Raw genomic sequence first — 23,148 nt, forward strand, 5'->3', positions numbered from 1 at the left:
CCCTCAAACTAGGGAAATAATAGAAGCATAACAAATATTCGGGAATAGAAATTTATCTGAGGGTGAGTACTTACTTAGATATTACAATCAATTATAGGCCACTATTATTGCCGATTTAGCAGCAAAAGCAGGTAATTATTGTTTCGGCGGTTTTGCCGTTGTCGGTTAAAGCAGAAGGCCGGCCACCCTGCGGTAACCGGCCTTCCAACACTGATAAGCGCGGCGTTTACTATGCCTCCGCGTACTTGCTCGTGCGCAGTTCTTCGGCCAGGAAGCGGGCGGTGTGGCCCTTGCCGGCCTTGGCCACGGCCTCGGGCGTGCCCTGGGCCACGATGGTGCCGCCGGCCGCGCCGCCCTCGGGGCCGATGTCGATGAGGTAGTCGGCTACCTTGATGAGGTCGAGGTTGTGCTCGATGATGAGGACGGTGTTGCCCTTGTCGGCGAGCTTGTGCAGGACGACGGCCAGGTGGTTGATGTCTTCGAAATGCAGGCCGGTAGTGGGCTCGTCGAGGATGTAAAAGGTTTTGCCGGTGTCCTTTTTGCTTAGCTCGGTGGCCAGCTTTACGCGCTGGGCCTCGCCGCCCGAAAGCGTGGTGGCCTGCTGACCCAGCGTGAGGTAGCCCAGGCCCACTTCGTGCAGGGTCTGGATTTTGCGCAGGATGCGGGGCTGAAACTCGAAGAACTCCACGGCCTTTTCCACCGTCATGTCGAGCACGTCGGTGATGGACTTGCCCTTGAAGCGCACCTCCAGGGTTTCGCGGTTGTAGCGGCGGCCCTTGCAGGTTTCGCAGGGCACGTGCACGTCGGGCAGGAAGTTCATCTCGATGGTGCGGATGCCGGCCCCTTCGCAGGTTTCGCAGCGCCCGCCCTTCACGTTGAACGAGAACCGGCCGGGCCCGTAGCCCCGGATTTTCGACTCGGGCAGGTTGGCAAACAGCTGGCGGATTTCAGTGAACACGCCGGTGTAGGTGGCCGGGTTCGAGCGGGGCGTGCGGCCAATCGGCGACTGGTCCACCTCAATTACCTTATCGATAAACTCCAGGCCCTCAATCTTATCGTAGGCCAGCGGCTCGCGCTTGGCCTTGAAAAAGTGCTGATTGAGGATGGGGTAGAGCGTGTCGTGGATGAGGCTGGACTTGCCCGAGCCCGACACGCCCGTTACGGCCACCAGCTTGCCCAGCGGGATTCTGGCCGTTACGTTCTTGAGGTTGTGCCCTTTCGCGCCGCGCAAAATCAGCTCGTTGCCTTCGCCCTTGCGTTTTTTCTTGCGTAGCTCAATGTGCTTGGCTCCGCTCAGGTATTGCGAGGTGAGCGAGCCGGAGCTGAAAATCTCGGTGGGCGTGCCCTGGGCCACGATGTGGCCGCCGTGGATGCCCGCGCCGGGGCCGATGTCGAGCACGTGGTCGGCGTGCATAATCATGTCCTTGTCGTGCTCCACCACAATCACCGAGTTGCCCAAATCGCGCAGGTGCTGGAGGGCCTTAATGAGGCGCTCGTTGTCGCGCTGGTGCAGGCCGATGCTGGGCTCGTCCATGATGTAGAGCACGCCCACGAGCTGGGTGCCGATTTGGGTGGCCAGCCGGATGCGCTGGCTTTCGCCGCCGCTGAGCGTGCGCACCGAGCGGTGCAGGTTCAGGTAGTCCAGCCCCACTTCGAGCAAAAAGCCGATGCGCTTGCGGATTTCCTTGAGCAGCTCGCGGGCAATCAGGTTCTGGCGCTCCGAGAGGCGGTCTTCGAGGCCCACAAACCAGTCGGCCAACTCGCTCAGGTCCATCACCGACAGCTCGCCGATGTGCCGGCCGTCGATTTTGAAGTGCAGGCTTTCCTTTTTGAGCCGGTAGCCGTGACACTCGGGACACTCCTGGGCCTGGGTGTACTGCTGAATCCACTCGCGGATGTTGTCCGACTCGGAGTCCATCTGGCGGCGCAGAAACGGGATAATGCCTTCGAACGGCTCGGCGTAGCCAGGCAGCTTGGGGTCGTCGGCTTCGTCTTCGGTGATGCCGTAGAGCAGGTGCTGGAGCAGCCCAGGGTCCAGCTTGTGTAGGGGCGTGCTCAGGCTGGCCTTATTGCGCTTGAGAATCTGGCCCAGCTGCTGGAAAATCCAGATGTCGCGGTACTCGCCCAGCGGCGCGATGCCGCCGCGGCTGATGGTGAGCTTGAGGTCGGGCATGACCGTTTCCTCGGTGATTTCCTGCACCTGGCCCAGGCCATTGCAGGTGGGGCAGGCGCCATAGGGCGAGTTGAAGCTGAACGTGTTGGGCGCCGGGTCGTCGTAGGCGATGCCGGTGGCCGGGTCCATCAGAAAGCGCGAGAAGAACTGGGTGTTGTCCTTTTTCTTGCTGTCGGGGTCGAGCACGAGCATGGTGCCCTTGCCCTGGGTAAGCGCGTTCTGCACCGAGCCCGAGAGCCGGAACCGGTCGTCCTCCTTCACCACCAGCCGGTCAATCACGATTTCGATGTCGTGGATTTTGTAGCGGTCGACCTGCATTTTGGGCGTCAGGTCGAGCAGCTCGCCATCGACCCGCACCTTGGTAAAGCCCAGCTTGGCTACCTGCTGAAACAGCTCGCGGTAGTGCCCCTTACGGCCCTTCACCACGGGCGCCAGCACTACCAGCTTGCGCCCGTCGTACTCTTGCAGGATGTAGTTGATAATCTGGTCGTCGCTCTGCCGAATCATCTTCTGGCCCGTGGCGTAGCTGAACGCCTCGGCCGTGCGGGCGTAGAGCAGGCGCAGGAAGTCGTAGATTTCGGTGATGGTGCCCACCGTGGAGCGCGGGTTGCGCGAGGTGGTTTTCTGCTCGATGCTGATAACCGGCGACAGGCCCTCGATTTTGTCCACATCGGGCCGCTCCAGCCCGCCCATAAACGAGCGGGCGTAGGCCGAAAACGTCTCCATGTAGCGGCGCTGGCCCTCGGCATAAATCGTATCGAAAGCCAACGACGACTTGCCCGAGCCCGAAATGCCGGTAAACACCACCAGCCGCCCCCGCGGAATCTGCACCGATACGTTCTTGAGGTTGTGCTCCCGGGCCCCGTACACCTCAATGTAGGGTGCTTCCAAATCAGCGGGGCCGAGCAATTGCCCGCCAATCGGGGCGCGGTTTTCGGCAATGGTTTCGCTCACCACTTCGGCCCGGGGCACGGCCTGCACGGCGGCCGTGCTGTGGTGCCCGTTGCCATCGGCCACGGCGGCGGCCACCGAAACGGTGCCGGCGCTGGGCTGGCTGGCGCTGGTGGCCTTGCCCGTGCGGGCCACGCGGGGCGCTTTGGCCGGCTCGGCCTCGGCCAGGGCCGACTTGGTTAAGACCTCTGTGTCTGAAGCCGCTTTCGAGGCCTTCTTAGATGATTTTTCAATAGTAGGGGCCGGTTTAGCAGCCCTTTTAGCTTTGGGGGCCGGGGCGGTTTTCGTAGCGGAAGAAGCGGAAGCGGCAGTTGATTTTTTGGCCATGCGGCAGCGGAGCGGATAAGTCGGCAAAGATAAGCGAAACGCGGCCCGATGACTAATGCGAATAGCTTTTCAGTCAGGCAGTTTCGGCGGCGGGCCCCGCGGAGGCAGCGGCCAGACGGAGCATAACAGCCGAAGCCGCTGGTTTGTGCCCGGCCGCCTGAACTTCTCCGCCCAACTGGCCGAAAGAGGGGGGCGGCCAGCCAGACCGGCCGCCGCTTTCGGGCGACTGCAGCAGCTCAGCGGAGCCGCTGCGTACAAGCCGGCCGTTAGTGGCCAAAACCAGGTTGGTTTCATTTTTGCCAACTGCCCCGCCAGCGCCCCGGCTACCAGTGTAGGCGGCCCCGGCCGGGCTGCCTGCCGGCAGTGCTTTCTTTTCACTTCAGCCCCTCAGTTATATGCGTACTACTTCCAGATTCCTGCTCACGGCGGCGCTAACCGCCTCTTTGGCTGCCTCCAGCCTGCCGGGCCAGGCGCAGGTAACCATCAACGTGAACCCGCCCAGCTGGGGGCCGGCCGTACCCGCGGGCACGCAGTACTACTACATTCCGGAAGTGGGTGGCTATTACGACCTGCGCGACCAGCAATATGTGGTGCGGCGCGATGGCAAATGGAAAAAGCTGAAGACCATTAATGGCTACGCTACCAACTCGTTTCACCCGGTCGTCATCAACTATGTGGGCGCGCAGCCCTGGGTGCTTATCCAGGAACATCGGGTGAAATATCCTAAAAAGGGCCATCCGCACGGCATGCCGCCTGGCCAGGCCAAAAAGGCCCGGGCCGTGTACGTTGTGCCCACCGGCCCGGCCGTGTACGTGCAGGAGGGCAAGGGCAAAAAGTACAAAGCGGGCAAAGGCTACGATAAGGGCCACGGCAAAGGCAAGCACTAGCGGCTTCGAACCCGAGCGGGCAGCCAGCTCAGGAAAAAGTGAGCCGGTTTCTCTGCGGAGAGGCCGGCTCGCTTTGGCTTAGGTAGAGTTTGCGCAATAGTCTGCGCCACTCGCTGCGTTAGCCGTCCAGTAGCCTGGCCCAGTTGGTTTTGCGGCGGGCGGCGGTGGGCGTGGGCATCTGGTCGCGGCGCAGCAGTTCCATAATCACCAGCATGTCGTCGTCGCGGCCCAGGGCGGCGGCGGCTACCAGGCGGTTGCGGTGGGCGTAGAGGGCCAGGAAATTCTGGCGGCGCACGTCGCCGTGGAAGATGATTTCGTCCCACTCGGTGGCGTGGCCGGCGTAGCGCAGGCTTTTGCCAAACTGCTGGGTCCAGAAGAAGGGCACCTCGGCAAAAGCCACTTCCTGGCCCAGCATGTTGCGGGCGGCGCAGGCTCCGTGCTGCTGGGCCAGCCGCCAGTGCTCGACGCGGTGCTGGCCCAGGCCGGCCGCCAGCGGAAACAGGGCTACATCACCGGCTACGTACACGTGCTCGGCCGCCCGCAGGTGCGCGTCTACGCGTAGGCCGCCGTCTTTTTCCAGCTCGAAGGCCTCCGCCAGAAACCCGGTGGCCGGCCGCACGCCCACGCCCAATACCACCACATCGGCGGGCAGGCGCTGGCCCGAAGCCAGGCGCACGGCCGTCACCCGGCCGTTTTCGCCCTCCAGGGCCTGCACGTCCGCTTCGGCCCTAAACCGCACCCCGTGGCGGCGGTGCAGGTTGCGGAACATGGCCCCGATTTTGGGTCCCAACACGTTCATAAACGGCTCTTTGTCGCGGGCAATGACCGTGATACGCCGGTTCTTGTTGCCGGCGGCCTCGTCTTCGGCGGCCAGGCTGGCCGCGGCTTCCATCCCGATAAAGCTGCTGCCGATGATGACGACATGCCGGGCATTGGTAGCCGCTTCGCGAATCCGGACGGCATCCTGGGCGGTGCGCAGGGGCAGCACGCCGGCCAACTCGTGGCCGGGCAGCTGGGGCAGGGTGTTGGGCTGGCAGCCGGGCGCCAGCAGTAGCTTGTCGTAGCGCAGCGGGTCGCGGCCTTCGAGCTGCAGCTGGCGCTGCCGCAAGTTCAGGCCGGTAACGCGGGTGTCGGTCAGGATTTCGATTTGGTGCCGCTGATAGAAATCGGCCTGGCGCAATGGCAGCGCCTTTTTATCGGCCTTGCCGGCCAGAAACGCTTTGCTGAGCTTGGTGCGGTCGTAGGGCGCGGCCGGGTCGGCACCGACCAGCACAAGTCGGCCGCCGAAACCTTCGGCGCGCAGCGTCTGGGCCGCGAACTGCCCGGCCGCTCCGGCGCCTACCAGCACGAACGTGCGCGGGTCGGGGGCGGCGCGGTCGGGGCCGGGTGGGGTGCCGCCCACCAGGGCCGTGGGCGTGGCGTCGGGGCTTTCGGCGGCGGCCGTGGGGTGGGCGGGCAGCGTCACCCACACCCGGCCGTCGGCCACGCGCACGGGGTAGGTGGGCAGGTCGTCGAGGGCCGGCGGCTGGCACAGGTGGCCATCATCGACCCGGAAGCACGCGTGATGCCAGGGGCAGATGAGCTGGTCGTTGATGATGCGGCCTTTTTCGAGCGGCGCGCCGTAGTGCGGGCAGCGGGCGGCCAGGGCCCGATACTGGCCCTGACGGCGCACAAGCAGTACCTCCACGTCGGGCGTGGCGGGGTAGGCGTGCATTTCGCCATCCCGGAGGGCGTCGGCAGGGGCAAGGTCGATTTCGGGGGGCATGGCGGCGGAGTGGTGAGTGGCTGCTTAGGCAACGGGCGGAAGCAGAGCCGGGTTGTTGCCTCGGTCTTTTGGGCAACGGCCGCTGCCCCGCCCATCCTGCGGGCCCGGCCGCGCGTACAAGCAGAAACCCTCTAACCCCTTTCGCTATGCCCGCTGCTTATCAACCCATCAACTGCTCGTTCTACGACGAGCTGGAGGCCCGCGCCACCACCGGCCAGCCCTGCACCCTCACCTACCGCACCGAGCCCGACACGCCCCCCAGCACCTACCATGGCATCATTCAGGATCTATACATTCAGGACAAAGTGGAGTACCTGCGCCTGGCCGACGGCTTCGAGCTGCGGCTGGACAACCTGCTGGCCGTAGACGACAAGGAGCTGCGGACTTACTGCTGAGGCCGGCTTAATAGGCATCCCCACAAAACAACGGCCGGCCCTAAAGAGGGTCGGCCGTTGTTAGAAAGAAGCAGGTTACTTGCTTATAATCAGGGGAATCACGATTAATCAGCAGCAGAAATCGGTGATCTAAAACTCTGCGCTGCCGGGGAAGCGGGGGAAGGGGATGACGTCGCGGATGTTGGCCATGCCGGTGATGAAGAGGATGAGCCGCTCGAAGCCCAGGCCGAAGCCGGCGTGCGGCGCGGTGCCGTACTGGCGCAGCTCCAGGTACCACCAGAGTTCGTGCTCGGGCACGTGCATGGCGGCCATGCGGTCCTTCAGCTTGGTCAGGTCTTCCTCGCGCTGCGAGCCGCCAATGATTTCGCCGATGCCGGGGAACAGCACGTCCATGGCGCGCACCGTCTGGCCGTCGTCGTTGAGCTTCATGTAGAAGGCCTTGATATCCTTGGGGTAATCGGTGAGGATAACTGGCTTCTTGAAGTGCTTCTCCACCAAATACCGCTCATGCTCGCTCTGCAGGTCGGTGCCCCAATCTACCGGGAACTCAAACTTCTGCTTGGCGACCTTCAGGATTTCGACGGCCTCGGTGTAAGTCAGGCGCTGGAAGTCGTTGTCGACCACGAACTGCAGGCGCGTCAGCAGCTCCTTGTCGTACTGCTCGTTGAGGAACTTGAGGTCATCCTCGCAATGGGCCAGGGCGTAGCGGACGAGGCTTTTGAGGAAGTCCTCGGCCAGGTCCATGTTGTCCTGCAGGTCGTTGAAGGCCACTTCGGGCTCAATCATCCAGAACTCGGCCAGGTGGCGGGCGGTGTTGGAGTTTTCGGCCCGGAAGGTGGGCCCGAACGTGTAGACCTTGCCCAGCGCCATGGCGGCCACCTCGGCCTCCAGCTGCCCCGACACGGTGAGGTTGGTTTGCTTACCGAAGAAATCCTGGGTGTAATCCACGCCCGATTTGTCCTCGGTAAGCGGCGCGTTCTGGTCGGGTAGGGTGGTTACGCGGAACATCTGGCCCGCGCCCTCGGCGTCGGAACCCGTCACGATGGGCGTGTGGACGTAGTAAAAGCCGTGGTCGTTGAAGTACTGGTGCACCGCAAACGCCATGGCGTGCCGGATGCGCAGAATGGCCCCGAACGTGTTGGTGCGGGGGCGCAGATGGGCAATTTCGCGCAGGAATTCCAGCGAGTGGCCCTTCTTCTGGAGCGGGTACACGGCCGGGTCGGCCGAGCCGTACACTGTTATTTCATCGGCCTGAATTTCAACGGCCTGGCCCTTGCCCTGCGAGGCCACCAGCTTGCCGCGCACGGCAATGGCGGCGCCGTTTTCCACGCCCTCGGCCCGTAGCTTATCCTCCGGAAACTGCTCGGCGTTGGCCACCACCTGAATGGAGTGGAAGCCCGAGCCGTCGTTGAGGGCGATGAACTGCACGTATTTGTTGCCGCGGCGGGTGCGCACCCAGCCTTTCACCAGCACCTCGCGGTCGAGGTCTTGGCTACGCAGCAGGTCCTGCACGCTGGTTTTTCGGAGGTCAGACATGGTTGGAGTCGTAAGTTGGCTGTAAAGGTAGAAATGTAGCGCGAAGCTCCCGCTTCGCGTATCGTTGCTGACAGCCGCGCCGCTGGTAATCGTTCAACGATGCGCGAAGCGGGAGCTTCGCGCTACAGTCGGGCAATGGTTCGGGCTACAGCCCAACTTTTCCTTCCCGATTCAAGTACAGAAGGGCTACATTTGGCTTACCTACCCCCATGCCGAAAACCCGGCGGGGCGTACCGTTTTCGAGCGTATGCAACGACTGGACATGAAGCAGCTTCTTTCGCAGAAGCTGAGCCCACAACAGATTCAATTTATCAAGCTGCTCCAGATTCCGACGGCCGAGCTGGAGGCGCGCATCAAGGAGGAGCTGGAAGTAAATCCGGCCCTGGAAGAAGGCGAGGACGAGCCCGAGGACGAGTTCGACGACCTCGACAGCGGCGACGATGATTCGGACGACGACTACGACGACCCCGACGCGGCCCTCGACAACCCCGACAATACCCTCGACGAGGACTACGACGCCGACCAGCGCGACGAGCAGCCCGAAGTGGAGCTGCCCATAAAGGAGGAACCCGCCGAAGCCCCGGAATCCAGCTCTGAATCCGCCGACGACCTCGACCTGAGCGACTACCTCAACGACGACGAAATTGCGGGCTATAAGATGCAGGGCGACGGCCCCGGCGACGACGACGACGGCCGCGAAATGCCCCTGGCCGACACCAGCGGTTCGCTCATGGACAACCTGCTCAGCCAGCTCGGCTTCTCGGGCCTCGATGAGCGCCAGCAAACCATCGGCCGCCAGCTCATCGGCTCCATCGATGGCGACGGATACATCCGGCGCGACCTCTCGGCCATTGCTAACGACCTGGCTTTCTCGCAGAACCTGGAGGTGAGCGTGCCCGAAGTGGAGGGCGTGTTGCACGTGGTGCAGACCTTCGACCCGGCCGGCATTGGCGCCCGCGACCTGCAGGAGTGCCTGCTGCTGCAGCTGGAGCGCCGCCCCCAGGAGGAAACCGTGGAAAACGCCGAGCGCATCCTGCAGGACACCTACGAGGAGTTCACCAAGAAGCACTACCAGCGCATTCAGCAGAAGCTCGACCTGGAAGACGACGAAATAAAGGAAGCCATCGGCCTCATTCTCAAGCTCAACCCCAAGCCGGGCGGCAGTGGGCCGGTGGGCGGCGGCAAAATCCAGTACATCATCCCCGACTTCCTGCTCAGCCACGACAACGGCCAGTTCAACCTCACGCTCAACACCCGCAACGCCCCCGAGCTGCGTGTGTCGCCGGCCTACACCGAGATGTTCCGGGCCTACGACAAGGCCTCCAAGAAGGACAAAAAGATGAAGGAGGCCGTGACGTTCGTCAAGCAGAAGCTCGACTCGGCCAAGTGGTTTATTGATGCCATCCGGCAGCGCCAGAACACGCTGCTGCGCACCATGGACGCCATTGTGCGCTACCAGCGCGAGTTCTTCGAGGAGGGCGACGAAAGCAAGCTGCGGCCCATGATTCTGAAAGACATTGCCCAGGAAATCAGCATGGACATCAGTACCGTGAGCCGGGTGGCCAACTCGAAAGCCGTGCAGACCGAGTTCGGTATCTACCCGCTCAAGTACTTCTTCTCCGAAGGCATTGCCACCGACTCGGGCGAGGATGCCAGCTCGCGCGAGGTGAAGTATATCCTGAAGGAAATCATCGAGGGCGAGCAGAAGAAAAAGCCGCTCTCCGACGACAAGCTGGAGAAAATGCTCAACGCCCGCGGCTACAACATTGCCCGTCGCACCGTAGCCAAGTACCGCGAGCAGCTCAACATCCCGGTGGCCCGGCTGCGCAAGGAGCTGTAGCACCTCACCCCCCGGCCCCCTCTCCTCGGGGAGAGGGGGAGCCTGATGATTTAGTTCTTAGCCAGTAGCTATTAGCTGTTAGCTTTTTCCGTTAAAGGGAAGCTAGCAGCTGTCAGCTAATAGCTCCGCCGTGGCTCCCCCTCTCCCCGAGGAGAGGGGGCCGGGGGGTGAGGTAAACGCCAAACGGCCCGGCTCGCACTGCGCGAGCCGGGCCGTTTTTAGTTGGCATCCGACCAGGAATTAGTCTTTCCCCTTGTCCTTGTCGCGCTTGGACTTGCGCTTCTTCTTGCCGTTTTCGTCCTTGGTTACCACCTTCATCTTCTCCATGTCCTGGCCGGGGGCCAGGGCCTCGGGCGTGGTGGTAGAGGTGGCGGCGGCTGTTACGCGGTTGCCGTCGTTGTCGAGCTCCACAACCTCGTAGCCCAGCTCCGTCAGGCCGGGGAAGGCCTTGGTCCGGTCGCCTACTACCACGATGTACATGTTGTCGGCGGGCAGATACTTCTGGGCAATGCCCTGCACGTCCTCCTTCTTGAGGTTTTTGAGGATGTCGCTCTGCTGCTTCACGTAGTCGAGGGGCAGGTCGTATTCGAGCAGGCGGCTCAGGAAGAAGGCCTTCTGCTGACCGGTTTCATACTTGAGCGCGTCGCTCTGGCCAACCGAAGCCTGCAGGAACTGCAGCTCGTCGTCGGTAATACCATTGCGGTAGTTCTTGATTTCCGACATGAATTCCTTCACCGAAGCAGCCGTGGCATCGGCGCGCACGCCGGCCGAGGCCGTGTACGGACCGGCGTAGCGGGTGCCCTGGAAGCCCGAGCGGGCGCCGTAGGTGTAGCCCTTGTCTTCGCGCAGGTTCAGGTTGATGCGCGAGTTGAAGGCGCCGCCCAGCAGGTAGTTGCTCAGGTAGGCGCGGTAGTAGTCGCCGGTGGCGTCGTAGGTGAGGGGCGAGAGGTAGCCCACCCGGATTTCCGACTGCGCGGCGCCGTCCTTGTTCACGAAGTAGATGCGCGTCTTGTCGGGCTGGGTGGCGGTTTCGCCGGCCGGCAGGCTGATCTGCTTCTGCTGCCAGCCGTTGAGGAAGCCCAGCTGCTTGGTCAGCGTGGCCTGGTCTACGTCGCCGGTGGCCACGAGGTAGCTCACGTTGGGCGCGTAGTAATCCTGGTAGAACTTCTTCACATCGGCGAGCGTGATGCTGCCCACCGTGGCGGCCGTGCCGCTGGAAGGCACGCTCATGATGTCGGCCGGGTTGTACACCAGCCGGTCGAAGGTTTTGTTGGCGATGAGCACCGGCTGGGTTACCTGGTTGGCAATGCCTTCGAGGGCCTGCTTTTTGAGGCGGGCAAAATCGGCCTCATCGAAACGCGGGTGCAGCAGGCGCTGCTCCAGCAGGGCCATCGTGGCGGGCAGGTTCTTGGTCAGGCTCTGCACGTACACGGTCGTGTTGTCGTCGCCGGCACTCACCCGGATGGCGCTGCCGAGCTTGTCGAGCTCCGAGCTGAACTGCTCGGCGGTGTACTTCTCGGTGCCCTCGTTCAGCATGGCCGCCGTGAGGCTGGCAATGCCGGCCTGGTTGCGGTTGAGCTGCTCGAGGCGGCGGCCGCCCCGGATGGTGAGCAGCATGGTGGCGGTCGGAATCTCGGTGTTGCGGTTGCCCATCAGGCGCAGGCCGTTATCGAGCTTGCTCTGCCATACCACGGGCACCTGTACCAGCGGCGCGGTGCCGCCCTTGGGCTGCTTGGTGCGGTCGAAGTTGTCGGTGGGCTTGGTGTAGGTGAGGCCTTCGTAGCCGTAGTTGGGGGCCTTGTAGCCGTCCTTCGAGGCCGTGAAGTTGTCGGGCTTCAGGGGGGCGATGGCGCCGCCCTTGGGCACTACGCTCAGGATAACGGCGTGCTTACCCTTGATGTACTGGTTGTACACCCGGTTCACATCGGCCGGCGTAACGGCCCGCAACGCCTTCAGCTCCATTGGCAGGCGGTTGGGGTTGTTGTAGTAGGTCTGGTTGGCCGCCAGCTGGCTCACCTTGCCGCTCACGCTGGCCAGGCTGTTCACTACCTGCGCCTCGGTGCTCGACTTGAAGCGGGCCACCTGCTCGGCGGTAGCACCCGTGCGCTCAAACTCGGCCAGCGAGTTGCGGGCTACCAGTTCGAGGCTGTCGAGGGTTTTGCCGGGGAAGGGCAGCATCACCATCGTAAACTCGCCGGCCAGCTCCGAGGTGGAGTTGTAGGCCTGGGCCTGCACGGCGCGCTGGGGCTTGATGAGGTTTTTGTAGAGCAGCGAGTTCTTGCCCTGGCCAATGATTTCGGCCAGCGCATCCAGCGCGTACTCGTCGGGGTGGCCGGCGGGCACCGTCGGGAACACGAGCTGCAGCATCGGGAAGCGGATGTTGTCCTGGTAGCTCACGTAGCGGTCCTTGTTCAGCACCGGGGCGGGCAGCTTCTGGGCGGCCACGGCGGGGCCCTTCGGAATAGAGCCGAAGTATTTTGCAGCCAGGCGCACCACGTCGGCCGCCTTCACGTCGCCGCCCACCGTGAGGGTGGCGTTGTTGGGCCCGTACCAGCGCAGGAAGAAGTTCTTCAGGTCGTCGACGTCGGAGCGGTCGAGGTCTTCGAGGTAGCCGATGGTGAGCCAGCTGTAGGGGTGGCCGTAGGGGTAGAGCGTCTTCGAGACGTTCTCGGAGGCCAGGCCGTAGGGGCGGTTGTCGTAGTTCTGGCCCCGCTCGTTTTTCACCGTCGCGCGCTGCACCTCGAACTTCTGCTGGGTTACAGCGTCGAGCAGGAAACCCATGCGGTCGGCTTCAAGCCAGAGCGCGGTTTCGAGCTGGTTGCTGGGTACGGTTTCGTAGTAGTTGGTCCGGTCGCGGTTGGTAGAGCCATTGAGCGTGCCGCCGGCCGCCGTTACGAGCTTGAAGTGCTGCTCGTCGCCCACGTTGTCGGAGCCCTGGAACATCATGTGCTCGAAGAAGTGGGCAAAGCCCGACTTGCCAATCTGCTCGCGGGCCGAACCCACGTGGTAGGTTACATCTACGTGCACCAGCGGGTCGGAATGGTCTTCGGTCACCACCACGGTCAGGCCGTTGGGCAGCACGTACTTCTCGTAGGGAATCACCAGCTCGCCGGGCTTCTTGGTGACTTTCTCGACCAGCCGGGCCCCGCCCATGGTGCTGGCGGTGGTAGTGGCCTTGGCAGCGGGGGCGGCTTTTTTCTGGGCCAGTGCGGGCTGAACGGATAGCGTGGCGCCGAGGCCCAGCAGCAACAGGTGGTTGCGCGTCATAAATGGGTAGGAATGAAGTGAAATGGATTGCGGCTGGAAGATACGCAGGCAAGGACAAATCCGCATCAACCGGAGTTGCACGCGGTGAATGCATGAGTCGGTGCAATGAGGTGCTGTCATCCACCGACTCACCAGCCGTACCTTTGCCCCGTTGCCTGCCTGTCTCTGCCGATGCCCGTTACCGACTACGTCCTCATCTCCTTCCGCCCCGATTTGCAGCTGCTGATTATGCGCTGGACGCGGGTTGCCACTCCCGCCGAGCACCGGGCCGGCTACGAGGCCGCCCTCCGGCTGGCCCGGGCCGAGCAGGCCGGCTGCTGGCTTATCGACCTGCGCAGCCGCGGCCTGGCCGACCCCACCGACCTGCTCTGGGTGCTGCACGATTTCCGGGCCGAACTGCAGGCCACTTTGTCTGCTGCCATGCGCCGCATCGCCTACTTCACCACTCCCTACCACGCCGACACGCTGGCCGCCCGCCTCCGGGAACTGAACGCCGACGCCTCCGACTCCCTCGAAATCCGGGTGTTCGTGGAGGAAGCGCCCGCCTACGCCTGGCTGGGGGCAGGATGATGTGGTCGGCGTAACGCCAGAATTTACTGCTTTGGCAATAGCGGCTTATCGAACGTCTTCAGCCGAATAGGTACGGCGGCCAATAGCCCTACGCCGGATCCTCGGACGTGCAGTTTGATCGAGCCCCGTCCGCTGTTGTAGGTGTACTGCACCGGCACTTCCATCATGGTGGTAAGGCCTTGGTTGAGAAACAGCGTTACGTTGAACTTCTCCCTGCCCAGGCGGTAGACCCGGGCAGTTGCGCCGGCGGTAACGTAGCCCCCCCAATGGCGCACAATAGCGGGTTGCTGGCGAAAAATAATGGTGTCTTGAGGTGAAATAAAGCCACCGCTTAAGTTGCAGGATTCGCAAAAACCCCGCACGTAATTCACGCCGCCGCCGGCGAACATATCAATCTTCACGGAAAGCAGATACAACTCCTGATCGGCATTAACCTCCTTGAAATCGAACCGGGTGACGGTGTGATTGAATAACACCGGAATCCGATCCAGATAAACGCTTACTGCTTTACCGGCATAAACACCTCCGTAAGGGCTATGGCTTATCGATTTTGGGACTTGAAGTTTGTAGCCCCAGCCTAGCCCACCACCCGAATATCCTAAGGAGATTCCGTAGCTTCCATTGAATTGCAGGCGCAACATGGGTGCTACAAAATAATCTAGCAGGAAATTATGCCCTTTGAAGGGCCGTTTGCCGAGGCCCAAGTGCGCCCCTTCGGCAAAAGCATATTGCCCGCCTATCTGAGCATCCAGATAAAGCGTTTTTTGGGCGAAAACCTCCCCTGAGTCCGCCCAGGAGAGTATAACGAATAGTAGAATATAGAATCGACGCATAGGTGGAAAACGACGCTTCTTCCGGGCAAATTGTCTGTCCGGCCGAAAGAGTTTAAGGATAGTTCAACGAGTAAATCTAACAAGCAAAAAGCCGGTTTCCTGCACGCAGGAAACCGGCTTTTTGCTGCCTAAAGGCCGCAACCTTACAGGCGCGGGTCCGATTCGACGGTGGTGTCGTAGCCGGGCGAGCTGGTCTGGATTGTTTGCTCGGCGGCGGGCAGGCGGATGTCGTCGGCATCGTCGACGCGCAGCGTGAGCAGGCCCGAGATAATCATGGAGCAGCCGCCCAGCACCAGCGTGTACACCGATTCGCCGTGGAAAACGTGCTGGGTGAAAAAGCCCAGAATCAAGCCCGCTACCACCTGCGGAATCACGATGAAAAAGTTGAACACGCCCATGTAGTAGCCCATTTTGTTGGCCGGCAGCGCCCCGGCCAGCATGGCGTAGGGCACGCTCAGAATAGAGGCCCAGGCCACGCCCACGCCCACCATCGAGAGCAGCAGCATGTTGGGGTCTTGGATGAAATAAATCGAAATCAGGCCCAGGCCGCCGGCCACCAGGCATAGCAGGTGCGTAACGCGGCGGCTGGTCCGGCGGGCCACCAGCGGCAGCAGCAGCGCCGCAATGGCCGATACGCCGTTGTAGACGGCGAAGCAGATGCCTACCCAGTCGGCGCCCTCGTTGTAGAGCTTGGAGGTAGTGTCGGTGGTGTGGTAGATGTGGCTGGTGACGGCGGGCGTGGTGTAAATCCACATCGAAAACAGCGCCAGCCAGCTGAAAAACTGCACCACGGCCAGCTGGGCCATCGTTTTGGGCATGTGGAAAATGCCGGCAAACGACTCGCGCACGCCGTTCCAGAAACCGGCGGTCCGGCGCTTTTCCTCCTCAAACTCGACCAGGTTCTCGGGCGGATACTCCTTGGTATTGAACACCGTCCAGAGCACGGCCGCCAGGAACACGGCGCCGCCGATGTAGAAGGCGTACTTCACCGACAGCGGAATCTGGCCGGCCGGTGCCGTATTGCTGATGCCCAGCCAGTTGGTGAACATCCAGGGCAGGGCCGAGGCCACCACGGCGCCCACCCCGATAAAGAACGTCTGGGCCGCGAAGCCGGTGGTGCGCTGCTCGGAGGGCAGCAGGTCGCCGACCAGGGCCCGGAACGGCTCCATGCTGATGTTGATGCTCGAATCCATAATCCAGAGCATGCCCACCGCCATCCAGAGGGCCGTCACGTTGGGCATTACCAGCAGGGCCAGCGAAGCCAGCACGGCGCCCACCAGGAAAAACGGCCGCCGCCGCCCCCACTTCGGGCTCCAGGTGCGGTCCGACATGTAGCCGATGATGGGCTGCACGAGCATGCCGGTGAGGGGCGCGGCCAGCCAATACAGGGCAATTTCGGTGCCACCCAAGGTTTCAAAAATGCGGCTTACGTTGGCGTTCTGCAGCGCAAAACCGAACTGAATGCCCAGAAAGCCGAAGCTCATGTTCCAGATCTGCCAGAAGCTCAGGCGGGGTTTGTCGCGGGTATCGGCCGAAACGGCCGCGGTGGGGGAGGCCATGCGTGGGATGTTAGGGGTTGAGAACGAGTGGAAGGCGAGTAGAGAAGAACGTCATTCAGAGCGCAGCGAAGAATCTCGCGTGCTGACGTTGCAACAGTAATCCAGCGTCAGCACGCGAGATTCTTCGCTGCGCTCTGAATGACGTTGTTTCTGATGCTCACTGCTTGATTTCAAAGATATGGCTGCTCTGCGGGGCCAGCGTAACGGTCTGGGTGCTTTCCACCGTTCCGCCCGTGCCCAGCAGGTCGGTATAAGTCAGTGGCTTGTCGGCGGGCAGGTGCAGGCCCTGGCGCAGGGCGGCGGGCAGGCTCAGGTTGAGGGCGTAGGCCTGCCGGGGGCTGAAGTTGACGACAACCAGCAGCGTTTCGCGGTCGGTGTAGCGCAGGTAGGCGTACACGCGCTCGGCGTTGTAGTTGGGGTTCTGGGCCGCCAGCGTGCTTTGCAGCTCGTAGAAGCGGCCCCGCCGGATGGCCTCGCGCTGGCCCGACAGCGTGAGCAGACGCACGTAGAAATCGTGCAGCTGCTGCTGCTCGGCACTCAGCCCGCCGCCGTCGAACTTGCCGCCGTTCAGCCATTTCTGGTGCTCGGGCACGCCCCAGTAGTCGAAAATGGTGGTGCGGCCGTCCTCGCCCGAGAAGCCTTCGGCGCCCCGGCCCGGCTCGCCCACGTCCTGCCCGAAGTACAGCATGACCGGGCCCGTGCCCAGCGTGGCCGACACCGTCATGGCCGGCAGGGCGGCGCGGGGGTTGCCCGCGAAATCGGGGCTGGCAATGCGCTGCTCGTCGTGGTTTTCCAGAAAGCGCAGCATGTGGCCGCCGAAGCCCCGGCTTTCCTCGCGCCAGACGCGCGTAATGTCGCGGGTGCTGCCCTCGTCGCGGCTTAGGCGGCGCAGGCCGTCGTAGAGGCCCACTTTGTCATAGAGGTAATCGAAGCCGCCCCGCTCGATGTACATCTGGTAGGTTTTGGCGTCGTAGGCCTCGCCGATGAACAGCAGGCCGGGCTTCACCTTTTTCAGCTCCGGAATCACCCAGGCCCAGAACTCGACGGGCACCATCTCGGCCATGTCGCAGCGGAAGCCGTCCACGTCCTTGCGGGCCCAGTACACCAGGATGTCGCGCATTTTCAGCCACGTATCCGGAATCGGGTCGAAATGGGGCTGGCGGTTGTGCTGGTAGTCGACGCCGTAGTTGAGCTTAATGGTTTCAAACCAGTCGTTGACGCTGGGTGCGGCCGAGAAAACGTCGTTGCCGGTGGCCTTGGCGGGGTTTTCCTGGTACTTGCCATCCTTGTGCGGGGCCGGCAGGCCGCCCAGCGGGCGGTAGTCGGCGGGCACTACGAAGGGCTGGCCGGGCAGGTAGTAGAAGTTGTTGCTCGGCTTGAAAGCCTGGGTGTTATCGTCCTGTTCGCCTAAATCCACCACGCCGGCCGGCCGGGCATCCGACTTGTAGGAGCGGGCTACGTGGTTGGGAATGAAGTCGATGATGACTTTGAGGCCGTTGTTGTGGGTGCGCTGCACCAGGGCCTCGAACTCGCGCAGGCGGTTGGGCACGTCTACGGCCAGGTCGGGGGCCACATCGTAGTAGTCCTTGATGGCGTAGGGCGAGCCGGCGCGGCCTTTCACCACGTCGGCATCATCGGCCGGAATGCCGTGCTGGGCGTAGTCGGTCATGGTGGCGTGGTCGAGTACGCCGGTGTACCACACGTGGCTGACGCCCATGCGCTTGATGGACTGTAGGGCCTGGTCGGTGATGTCGTTGAATTTGCCGACTCCGTTCTGCTGGGCGGTGCCGTAGGGCTGGTTGGTGGCGGTCTGGTTGCCGAACAGGCGCGTCATCAGCTGGTAGATGATGAGCTTGTGGTCCTGGGGGGCTTCTTCGGTGGTGTTATCGTCGGGCGGGAGCATGGCGGGTTTTGTGGGCGTGCAGGCGGCGAGGGCTAGCAGGAGGAGGTATTTCTTCATGTTATTCTTTTGGAGGTTCCCGCAGAGAAGCGCAGAGGTAAACCGCAGAGGTTCGCTGAGCAGTTCTATTCCAGGCCGTTGACTTTGCGCACGATGCCTTCTTTGACGCGGGAAACGTTGAAATTTATAAGCAGGCCGAGCTTCAGACCGGAGAGCTTCAGGTAAGTCAGTAGTTGCTTGTGGTGCACATCCAGCAGTGCATCTACCGATTTAATCTCGACAATCACCTTTTCTTCCACCAGCAAATCAAGCCGGAATCCGACCTCCAGCTGCTGCTCCTTGTAAAGCATTGGTAGTGGCACCTGGCTGCGGACTTTAAGCCCTGCCTGCCGGATTTCATATAGCAGCGCATGCTCATATACCGATTCAAGCAGCCCCGGCCCAAGGATGGTGTGCACATTAAAAGCCGCCTGCCGCACCAAGAATGAAATGTCGTTTTCGTGCATAAAACTCAGCGAACCTCTGCGTTTTGCCTCTGCGCTCCTCTGCGGGAACCCAACACAAGAACAGAACTCTACCGCAATTCCACCACCCAGGCCGACAGGCCCGGCACGGTAAACGACTTCAAGTCGGGCAGCACCGCGCCGGTCGTCACCTCCACCCCGGAGGTGAACCTGCCCGTGCGCTCTGCGAACCGGGCGCCGTCGAGCGTGCGGGCTTCCTTGCTGCCGTTGAGCACCACCATCACCGTGCCCTCGGGGGCGTAGCGGAAGTACACGTACACGCCCTCCTGGGGGATGAACTGCATCAGCTTGCCCGAGTGCAAAAAGGGATGCTCCCGGCGGTAGTTCGCCAGCTTGCGCACGTACTCAAACGCCTCGCCGGGCTGGCCGAGGCGGCTTTTGAAGTAGTTGAGCGAGTCGCCCGCGAAGCCGCCGGGGAAGTCGGCGCGCACCAAGCCGTCGGGGTTGCTGAAGTTCTTCATCAGCACCTCGGTGCCGTAGTAGAGCTGCGGGATGCCGCGGGTGGTCAAGAGCCAGGCCAGGCCCATTTTGTAGCGGGCAAAGTCCTCGCCAATCACCGAGTAGAAGCGGCTCACGTCGTGGTTATCCAGGAACGTGACGTTGCGCGAGGCGTCCTCGTACAGCCAGTCGCCCTGCAATGACTCGTAGAGCTTGAGCATGTTGCCCGATTTCAGCGCATCGTGCAGCGCGAAGCTCGACTGGAAATCGAGCACCGAGGGCAGGTTGGACTTGAACCCATCGACGGGCTGGAAAATGTTGCGGGCGAAAAAAGCCTGCTGGGCCGTGCTGCCCACCCAGGCCTCGCCGAACAAGGCCAGCCGCGGAAACTCCTCCTGCATGGCCCGGCCCCAGTCCATCAGAAACTTGGGGTCGGAATACGGGTAGGTGTCGATGCGGTAGGCGTCGAGGCCGGTGTATTCCACCCACCACAAAAAGTTTTGGATCAGGTAGGTGGAAACCAGCGGGTTGGCCTGGTTCACGTCGGGCATCGTGGTGTCGAACCAGCCCTGGTTGTAGAGCTTGCGGTCGAGGGCGGAGCCGTAGGGGTCGTTGAGGGCCGAGGCGTTGTAGTTGCTGCGCGTGAAGCCCGGCCACTGGTTGAACCAGTCGGGCGCGGGCTGGTCGAGGAACAGGTAGTTCTTCGAGCCCATGTGGTTGAGCACCACGTCGTGCACCACTTTTAGGCCGTTTTGGTGGGCCCGCTGCACGAACTGCCGGTACTGCGCGGTGGTGCCGTAGCGGCGGTCGAGGTTGTAGTAGTCGGTGAGGGCGTAGCCGTGGTAGCTGGCTTTGGGCATGTCGTTTTCCACTACCGGCGTCAGCCACAGCGCCGTCACGCCCAGGGCTTTAAAGTAGTCGAAGTGCTGCTCGATGCCGGCCAGGTCGCCGCCGTGGCGGCTGTACATCGAGTCGCGGGCCACTTTGGGGGCGCGCATGCCTTTGATGTAGTCGTTTTGGGGGTCGCCGTTGGCAAAGCGGTCGGGCATCAGGAAGTAGATGAAATCCTGCTGCGTGAGGCCCTGCACCTGGCTGGGGTCGGTGGGCGTGGTGCGCTGTTTCAGCTCGTAGGCGTAGCTGAACTTTTTGTTGCCTTTGAAGTCGAGCTGGAGCCGGCCGGGCCGGGCTTCGGGGGCAATGGTGAGGTGCAGCACCAGGTAGTTGGGGCTGACGAGCTGCTGCACGCTGTCGAGGCGCACGCCGGGGTAGGCGCGCAGGGCGGGCGTGGCCGTCCGGATGCCGGGGCCATGTACCAGGAGCTGCAGCTTCGGGTTTTTCATGCCCACCCACCAGAACGTGGGGTCGATGCGCTGGATGGGCGCGGCTTTGGCGGCGGCAGCCGTTTCGGTGGGAGCAGCGGGAGGCGGGGTGGCCAGGGCAGGAGCGGCCGTAGCCAGCAGCGTGCCGGCTAGCAGGGCCAGGAATCGGGAAGCGAACATACGCGGGGTGGGAATAAGGAACGTAATAGACAAAGTACGCCCTCGCCCGCCCACCGCGCTACTGTTTCGGGAACCCAAAATGATGATGTGTTGACAAATGCACATGCTGCTTTGCCCCGGCTGGCCGTAGCCGGCTGCCAGGGCGGATAATAAGGCACGTGATTGCACCTGCCCATCATCCCAAAGCAAATCGACTACCCGGGCCCAAGTGCCTGATGCCGTTGCGTATGGCCCGACCGGAACAGCGGTGGTGCCTGCTTGGCCATTACCGGTGGCCCGTTGCCCATCCGGCCCCTACGGCGGGGACCGGGCGCGCCGGGCAGTTCTTTTCTCGTTTTTTTGGTGTTCGTTGGGCCGGTGCTACTGCCGCCCGACCCGTGGTTTTTTTCCATCACCCCGCAACTGCTGCCCCTATGGCTTTCGACCTTTCGTACTACACCCCCGCGCCCGAGTTTGCCACGCCGGCCGCGTATTTCTCCATGGAATTCGCCCTCGACCAGGCCCTGAAAACCTACTCGGGCGGCCTGGGCTTTCTGGCCGGCTCGCACATGCGCTCGGTCTACGAGCTCAAGCAGAACGTCATCGGCATCAGCATTCTGTGGAGCTACGGCTACTACGACCAGACCCGCAACGAGGACCAGACCATGCGGGCCGAATTCCACCGCAAGCACTACAGCTTTTTGCAGGACACCGGCATCACCTTCCCTATCACCATCCACGATGCCCAGGTGCAGGTGCGCGCCCTCTACCTCGACCCCGAGACGTTCGGTACGGCCCCGATGTTCTTCCTGACCACCGACATTCCGGAAAACGACTTCATCTCGCGCACCATCTCCCACCACCTCTACGACGGCGACACGGCGGCCCGCGTGGCCCAGAGCATCCTGCTGGGCGTGGGCGGCGGCAAGCTGCTCGACGTGCTGAACCGCCCGACCGAGGTATACCACCTCAACGAGGGCCACGGCCTGCCGCTGGCGTTTTACCTCTACGAGAAGTTCGGCCGCGACCAGCAGAAAGTGCGCGAGCATCTGGTGTTCACGACCCACACGCCCGAGCTGGCCGGCAACGAGGAGCACCCGCTGGAGCTGCTCTACAAGATGTCGTTTTTCGGCCGCCTGACGCTGGGGCAGGTGCGCGATTTGGGCATCGTGGAAAACGACCGGGTCAACTACACACTCACGGCCCTGCGCTTCGCCCGCATCAGCAACGGCGTCTCGAAAGTGCACGGCCGGGTGGCCAACGAAATGTGGGGCTCCAACCAGGGCATCAGCCCCATCATCGCCATCACCAACTCGCAAAACGGCACCTACTGGCGCGACGAAAAGCTGCACCAAGCCCTGGAAGCCAACGACGATGACGCGCTAAACGCCCGCAAGCGCGAGCTGAAAAAGCGCCTGTTCGGCATCGTGGCCGACCAGACCGGCAAGCTGCTGGACCCCGACGCCCTCACGCTGGTGTGGGCCCGCCGCTTCGCCGGCTACAAGCGCGCCGACCTGATTCTGCGCCACTTCGAGCGGTTTAAAAAGCTAGTAACCGACTCCGGCCGGCCGCTGCAGGTTATCTGGGCCGGCAAGCCCTACCCCAAGGATTTCGGAGCCATTGCCGTCTTCAATAGCCTGATGGAAAAGACCCGGAACTTCAACACCTGCGCCGTGCTCACGGGCTACGAGCTGGGGCTGTCGGCGGCCATGAAGAAGGGCTCTGATATCTGGCTGAACACGCCGCGCTTCCCGCGCGAGGCCTCAGGCACCAGCGGCATGACAGCCGCCATGAACGGCAGCATCAGCCTGAGCATCCCCGATGGCTGGATTCCCGAATTCGCCCGCGACGGCGACAACAGCTTCCTGCTGCCCCTGGCCGACCAGCACGCCTCCGAAAACGAAAAGGACGACTTCGAAGCCACCGGCATCCTCGACGCCCTCGAAAATCACATCATCCCGCTCTACTACGACCAGCCCGCCCAATTTCTGGCCATCCGCAAAGCCGCCATGCGCGACGTGGAGCCCGAATTCGAGTCGGGCCGCATGGCCCGCGAGTACTACGAGCGGATGTACGATGCTTCTGTTTAACGGCTAGCTTAATTGCCTAAAAGCGCCCGGCTCTGACCTTGCTGGTACAGTCACTGTACCAGCAAGGTCAGAGCCGGGCGCTTTTACACTCTTAATCAGAAAAGAAAGCCGGCGTTGAAGGAAATGGATTTCAGCCAGATGGTGCTTTCTATCTGCTCGAACGAACCTGGCCCAATGAGGTTGATGCGGGCATCCTGAATTTGCTGGGCCTCAGGACCGACGCTGAAGAGCAGGTTGGTGCTGCGGCCCGCAATGACGCGGTAGCCCACGTGCAGGCCGGTTGTCACGCCCCGCTCAAACCCGGCTCCCAACTTCAGCGCGTAACCCCCGTTGCCTGTGATAAACAGGCTGTTGCCCGTGGGCTGACGGTAGTAGCGCACATCGGCTACTAATGGAGCGGTGTTGTAGCTGGGCTCGTGGTAGCCGTCGAGGCCGAAGCCTAGCCCCACCGACACGGCCGGGTTGAGGAAGTAGCCGAACGTAGTGCGAAATCGATTCACCGAGCCTCGGTAGTCCAGCACCACATCAGATCGGTAAGTGGCTTGGCCAACTCCAGCATTGTATCCTATCTGGGTGATGTTGAACAGACCTGTGTTCTTGCTCTTCTTGATTGGC

15 protein-coding genes are annotated in these 23,148 nt (G+C 62.4%); 5 read left to right on the forward strand and 10 right to left on the reverse strand.

Annotated features, from left to right (window positions below; all coding sequences use genetic code 11):
- Window positions 1-229 precede the first annotated feature (229 nt).
- A complete protein-coding gene (uvrA, locus tag BMY67_RS17645; protein WP_092774106.1) occupies window positions 230-3,451 on the reverse strand; it encodes an excinuclease ABC subunit UvrA in 3,222 nt (1,073 codons plus the stop codon).
- Between the two features lie 395 nt (window positions 3,452-3,846).
- Between uvrA and BMY67_RS17655 the strand changes: the two genes are divergently transcribed.
- Complete coding sequence (locus tag BMY67_RS17655) at window positions 3,847-4,338, forward strand: hypothetical protein (RefSeq protein WP_143069909.1); 492 nt, start codon at window positions 3,847-3,849, stop codon at window positions 4,336-4,338.
- A gap of 118 nt (window positions 4,339-4,456) precedes the next feature.
- On the opposite strand, the gene BMY67_RS17660 is transcribed toward BMY67_RS17655, so the two are convergent.
- Window positions 4,457-6,103, reverse strand: coding sequence for an FAD-dependent oxidoreductase (locus tag BMY67_RS17660; RefSeq protein WP_092774109.1), 1,647 nt, complete (start codon window positions 6,101-6,103; stop codon window positions 4,457-4,459).
- 146 nt (window positions 6,104-6,249) lie between these two features.
- On the opposite strand from BMY67_RS17660, the gene BMY67_RS17665 reads away from it, so the two are divergent.
- Entirely contained in the window at window positions 6,250-6,498 is a 249-nt protein-coding gene (locus tag BMY67_RS17665) for a hypothetical protein (protein ID WP_092774110.1), read from the forward strand.
- Window positions 6,499-6,627: 129 nt separating this feature from the next.
- Here BMY67_RS17665 and asnS read toward each other — a convergent pair whose 3' ends face one another.
- Entirely contained in the window at window positions 6,628-8,034 is a 1,407-nt protein-coding gene (gene asnS / locus BMY67_RS17670) for an asparagine--tRNA ligase (RefSeq protein WP_092774111.1), read from the reverse strand.
- Window positions 8,035-8,281: 247 nt separating this feature from the next.
- Here asnS and rpoN point away from each other — a divergent pair, with 247 nt between their 5' ends.
- Window positions 8,282-9,874, forward strand: coding sequence for an RNA polymerase factor sigma-54 (gene rpoN / locus BMY67_RS17675; protein WP_092774112.1), 1,593 nt, complete (start codon window positions 8,282-8,284; stop codon window positions 9,872-9,874).
- Between the two features lie 240 nt (window positions 9,875-10,114).
- Here rpoN and BMY67_RS17680 read toward each other — a convergent pair whose 3' ends face one another.
- On the reverse strand, window positions 10,115-13,141 hold the full coding sequence (locus BMY67_RS17680) for a M16 family metallopeptidase (RefSeq protein WP_092774113.1): 3,027 nt from the start codon (window positions 13,139-13,141) through the stop codon (window positions 10,115-10,117).
- Window positions 13,142-13,312: 171 nt separating this feature from the next.
- On the opposite strand from BMY67_RS17680, the gene BMY67_RS17685 reads away from it, so the two are divergent.
- Window positions 13,313-13,711 carry an STAS/SEC14 domain-containing protein gene (locus BMY67_RS17685; protein WP_092774114.1) on the forward strand — a complete coding sequence of 133 codons (399 nt, stop codon included), beginning with the start codon at window positions 13,313-13,315 and terminating at the stop codon, window positions 13,709-13,711.
- A gap of 23 nt (window positions 13,712-13,734) precedes the next feature.
- Here BMY67_RS17685 and BMY67_RS19185 read toward each other — a convergent pair whose 3' ends face one another.
- The 5 genes from BMY67_RS19185 to BMY67_RS17710 all read right to left on the reverse strand — a co-directional run bounded on the left by BMY67_RS19185 (window position 13,735) and on the right by BMY67_RS17710 (window position 20,464).
- Window positions 13,735-14,544 carry a hypothetical protein gene (locus tag BMY67_RS19185; RefSeq protein WP_143069910.1) on the reverse strand — a complete coding sequence of 270 codons (810 nt, stop codon included), beginning with the start codon at window positions 14,542-14,544 and terminating at the stop codon, window positions 13,735-13,737.
- A gap of 143 nt (window positions 14,545-14,687) precedes the next feature.
- The gene (locus BMY67_RS17695) at window positions 14,688-16,103 is read right to left on the reverse strand and encodes an MFS transporter (protein ID WP_092774116.1); all 1,416 of its coding nucleotides are present in this window, start codon (window positions 16,101-16,103) and stop codon (window positions 14,688-14,690) included.
- A gap of 157 nt (window positions 16,104-16,260) precedes the next feature.
- Window positions 16,261-18,063: an alpha-amylase family glycosyl hydrolase gene (locus BMY67_RS17700; RefSeq protein WP_092774117.1), complete on the reverse strand. Its 1,803-nt coding sequence runs from the start codon at window positions 18,061-18,063 to the stop codon at window positions 16,261-16,263.
- Window positions 18,064-18,128: 65 nt separating this feature from the next.
- The gene (locus tag BMY67_RS17705) at window positions 18,129-18,509 is read right to left on the reverse strand and encodes a GxxExxY protein (RefSeq protein WP_092774118.1); all 381 of its coding nucleotides are present in this window, start codon (window positions 18,507-18,509) and stop codon (window positions 18,129-18,131) included.
- A 68-nt stretch (window positions 18,510-18,577) separates the two neighbouring features.
- Complete coding sequence (locus BMY67_RS17710; protein ID WP_092774119.1) at window positions 18,578-20,464, reverse strand: alpha-amylase family glycosyl hydrolase; 1,887 nt, start codon at window positions 20,462-20,464, stop codon at window positions 18,578-18,580.
- Between the two features lie 413 nt (window positions 20,465-20,877).
- Here BMY67_RS17710 and glgP point away from each other — a divergent pair, with 413 nt between their 5' ends.
- The gene (gene glgP, locus BMY67_RS17715; RefSeq protein WP_092774120.1) at window positions 20,878-22,533 is read left to right on the forward strand and encodes an alpha-glucan family phosphorylase; all 1,656 of its coding nucleotides are present in this window, start codon (window positions 20,878-20,880) and stop codon (window positions 22,531-22,533) included.
- 95 nt (window positions 22,534-22,628) lie between these two features.
- Here the strand turns inward: glgP and BMY67_RS17720 are convergent, their stop codons facing one another.
- Window positions 22,629-23,033, reverse strand: coding sequence for a hypothetical protein (locus tag BMY67_RS17720; RefSeq protein ID WP_143069911.1), 405 nt, complete (start codon window positions 23,031-23,033; stop codon window positions 22,629-22,631).
- Between the last annotated feature and the right edge of the window lie 115 nt (window positions 23,034-23,148).

The sequence above is a fragment of the Hymenobacter actinosclerus genome (assembly GCF_900111515.1).
GTDB lineage: Bacteria > Bacteroidota > Bacteroidia > Cytophagales > Hymenobacteraceae > Hymenobacter > Hymenobacter actinosclerus.

Bases quoted from the DNA above. Each gene is read 5' to 3' on its own strand.
- uvrA (WP_092774106.1), bottom strand. From the start codon at position 3,451: ATGGCCAAAAAATCAACTGCCGCTTCCGCTTCTTCCGCTACGAAAACC.
- BMY67_RS17655 (WP_143069909.1), top strand. From the start codon at position 3,847: ATGCGTACTACTTCCAGATTCCTGCTCACGGCGGCGCTAACCGCCTCT.
- BMY67_RS17660 (WP_092774109.1), bottom strand. From the start codon at position 6,103: ATGCCCCCCGAAATCGACCTTGCCCCTGCCGACGCCCTCCGGGATGGC.
- BMY67_RS17665 (WP_092774110.1), top strand. From the start codon at position 6,250: ATGCCCGCTGCTTATCAACCCATCAACTGCTCGTTCTACGACGAGCTG.
- asnS (WP_092774111.1), bottom strand. From the start codon at position 8,034: ATGTCTGACCTCCGAAAAACCAGCGTGCAGGACCTGCTGCGTAGCCAA.
- rpoN (WP_092774112.1), top strand. From the start codon at position 8,282: ATGCAACGACTGGACATGAAGCAGCTTCTTTCGCAGAAGCTGAGCCCA.
- BMY67_RS17680 (WP_092774113.1), bottom strand. From the start codon at position 13,141: ATGACGCGCAACCACCTGTTGCTGCTGGGCCTCGGCGCCACGCTATCC.
- BMY67_RS17685 (WP_092774114.1), top strand. From the start codon at position 13,313: ATGCCCGTTACCGACTACGTCCTCATCTCCTTCCGCCCCGATTTGCAG.
- BMY67_RS19185 (WP_143069910.1), bottom strand. From the start codon at position 14,544: ATGCGTCGATTCTATATTCTACTATTCGTTATACTCTCCTGGGCGGAC.
- BMY67_RS17695 (WP_092774116.1), bottom strand. From the start codon at position 16,103: ATGGCCTCCCCCACCGCGGCCGTTTCGGCCGATACCCGCGACAAACCC.
- BMY67_RS17700 (WP_092774117.1), bottom strand. From the start codon at position 18,063: ATGAAGAAATACCTCCTCCTGCTAGCCCTCGCCGCCTGCACGCCCACA.
- BMY67_RS17705 (WP_092774118.1), bottom strand. From the start codon at position 18,509: ATGCACGAAAACGACATTTCATTCTTGGTGCGGCAGGCGGCTTTTAAT.
- BMY67_RS17710 (WP_092774119.1), bottom strand. From the start codon at position 20,464: ATGTTCGCTTCCCGATTCCTGGCCCTGCTAGCCGGCACGCTGCTGGCT.
- glgP (WP_092774120.1), top strand. From the start codon at position 20,878: ATGGCTTTCGACCTTTCGTACTACACCCCCGCGCCCGAGTTTGCCACG.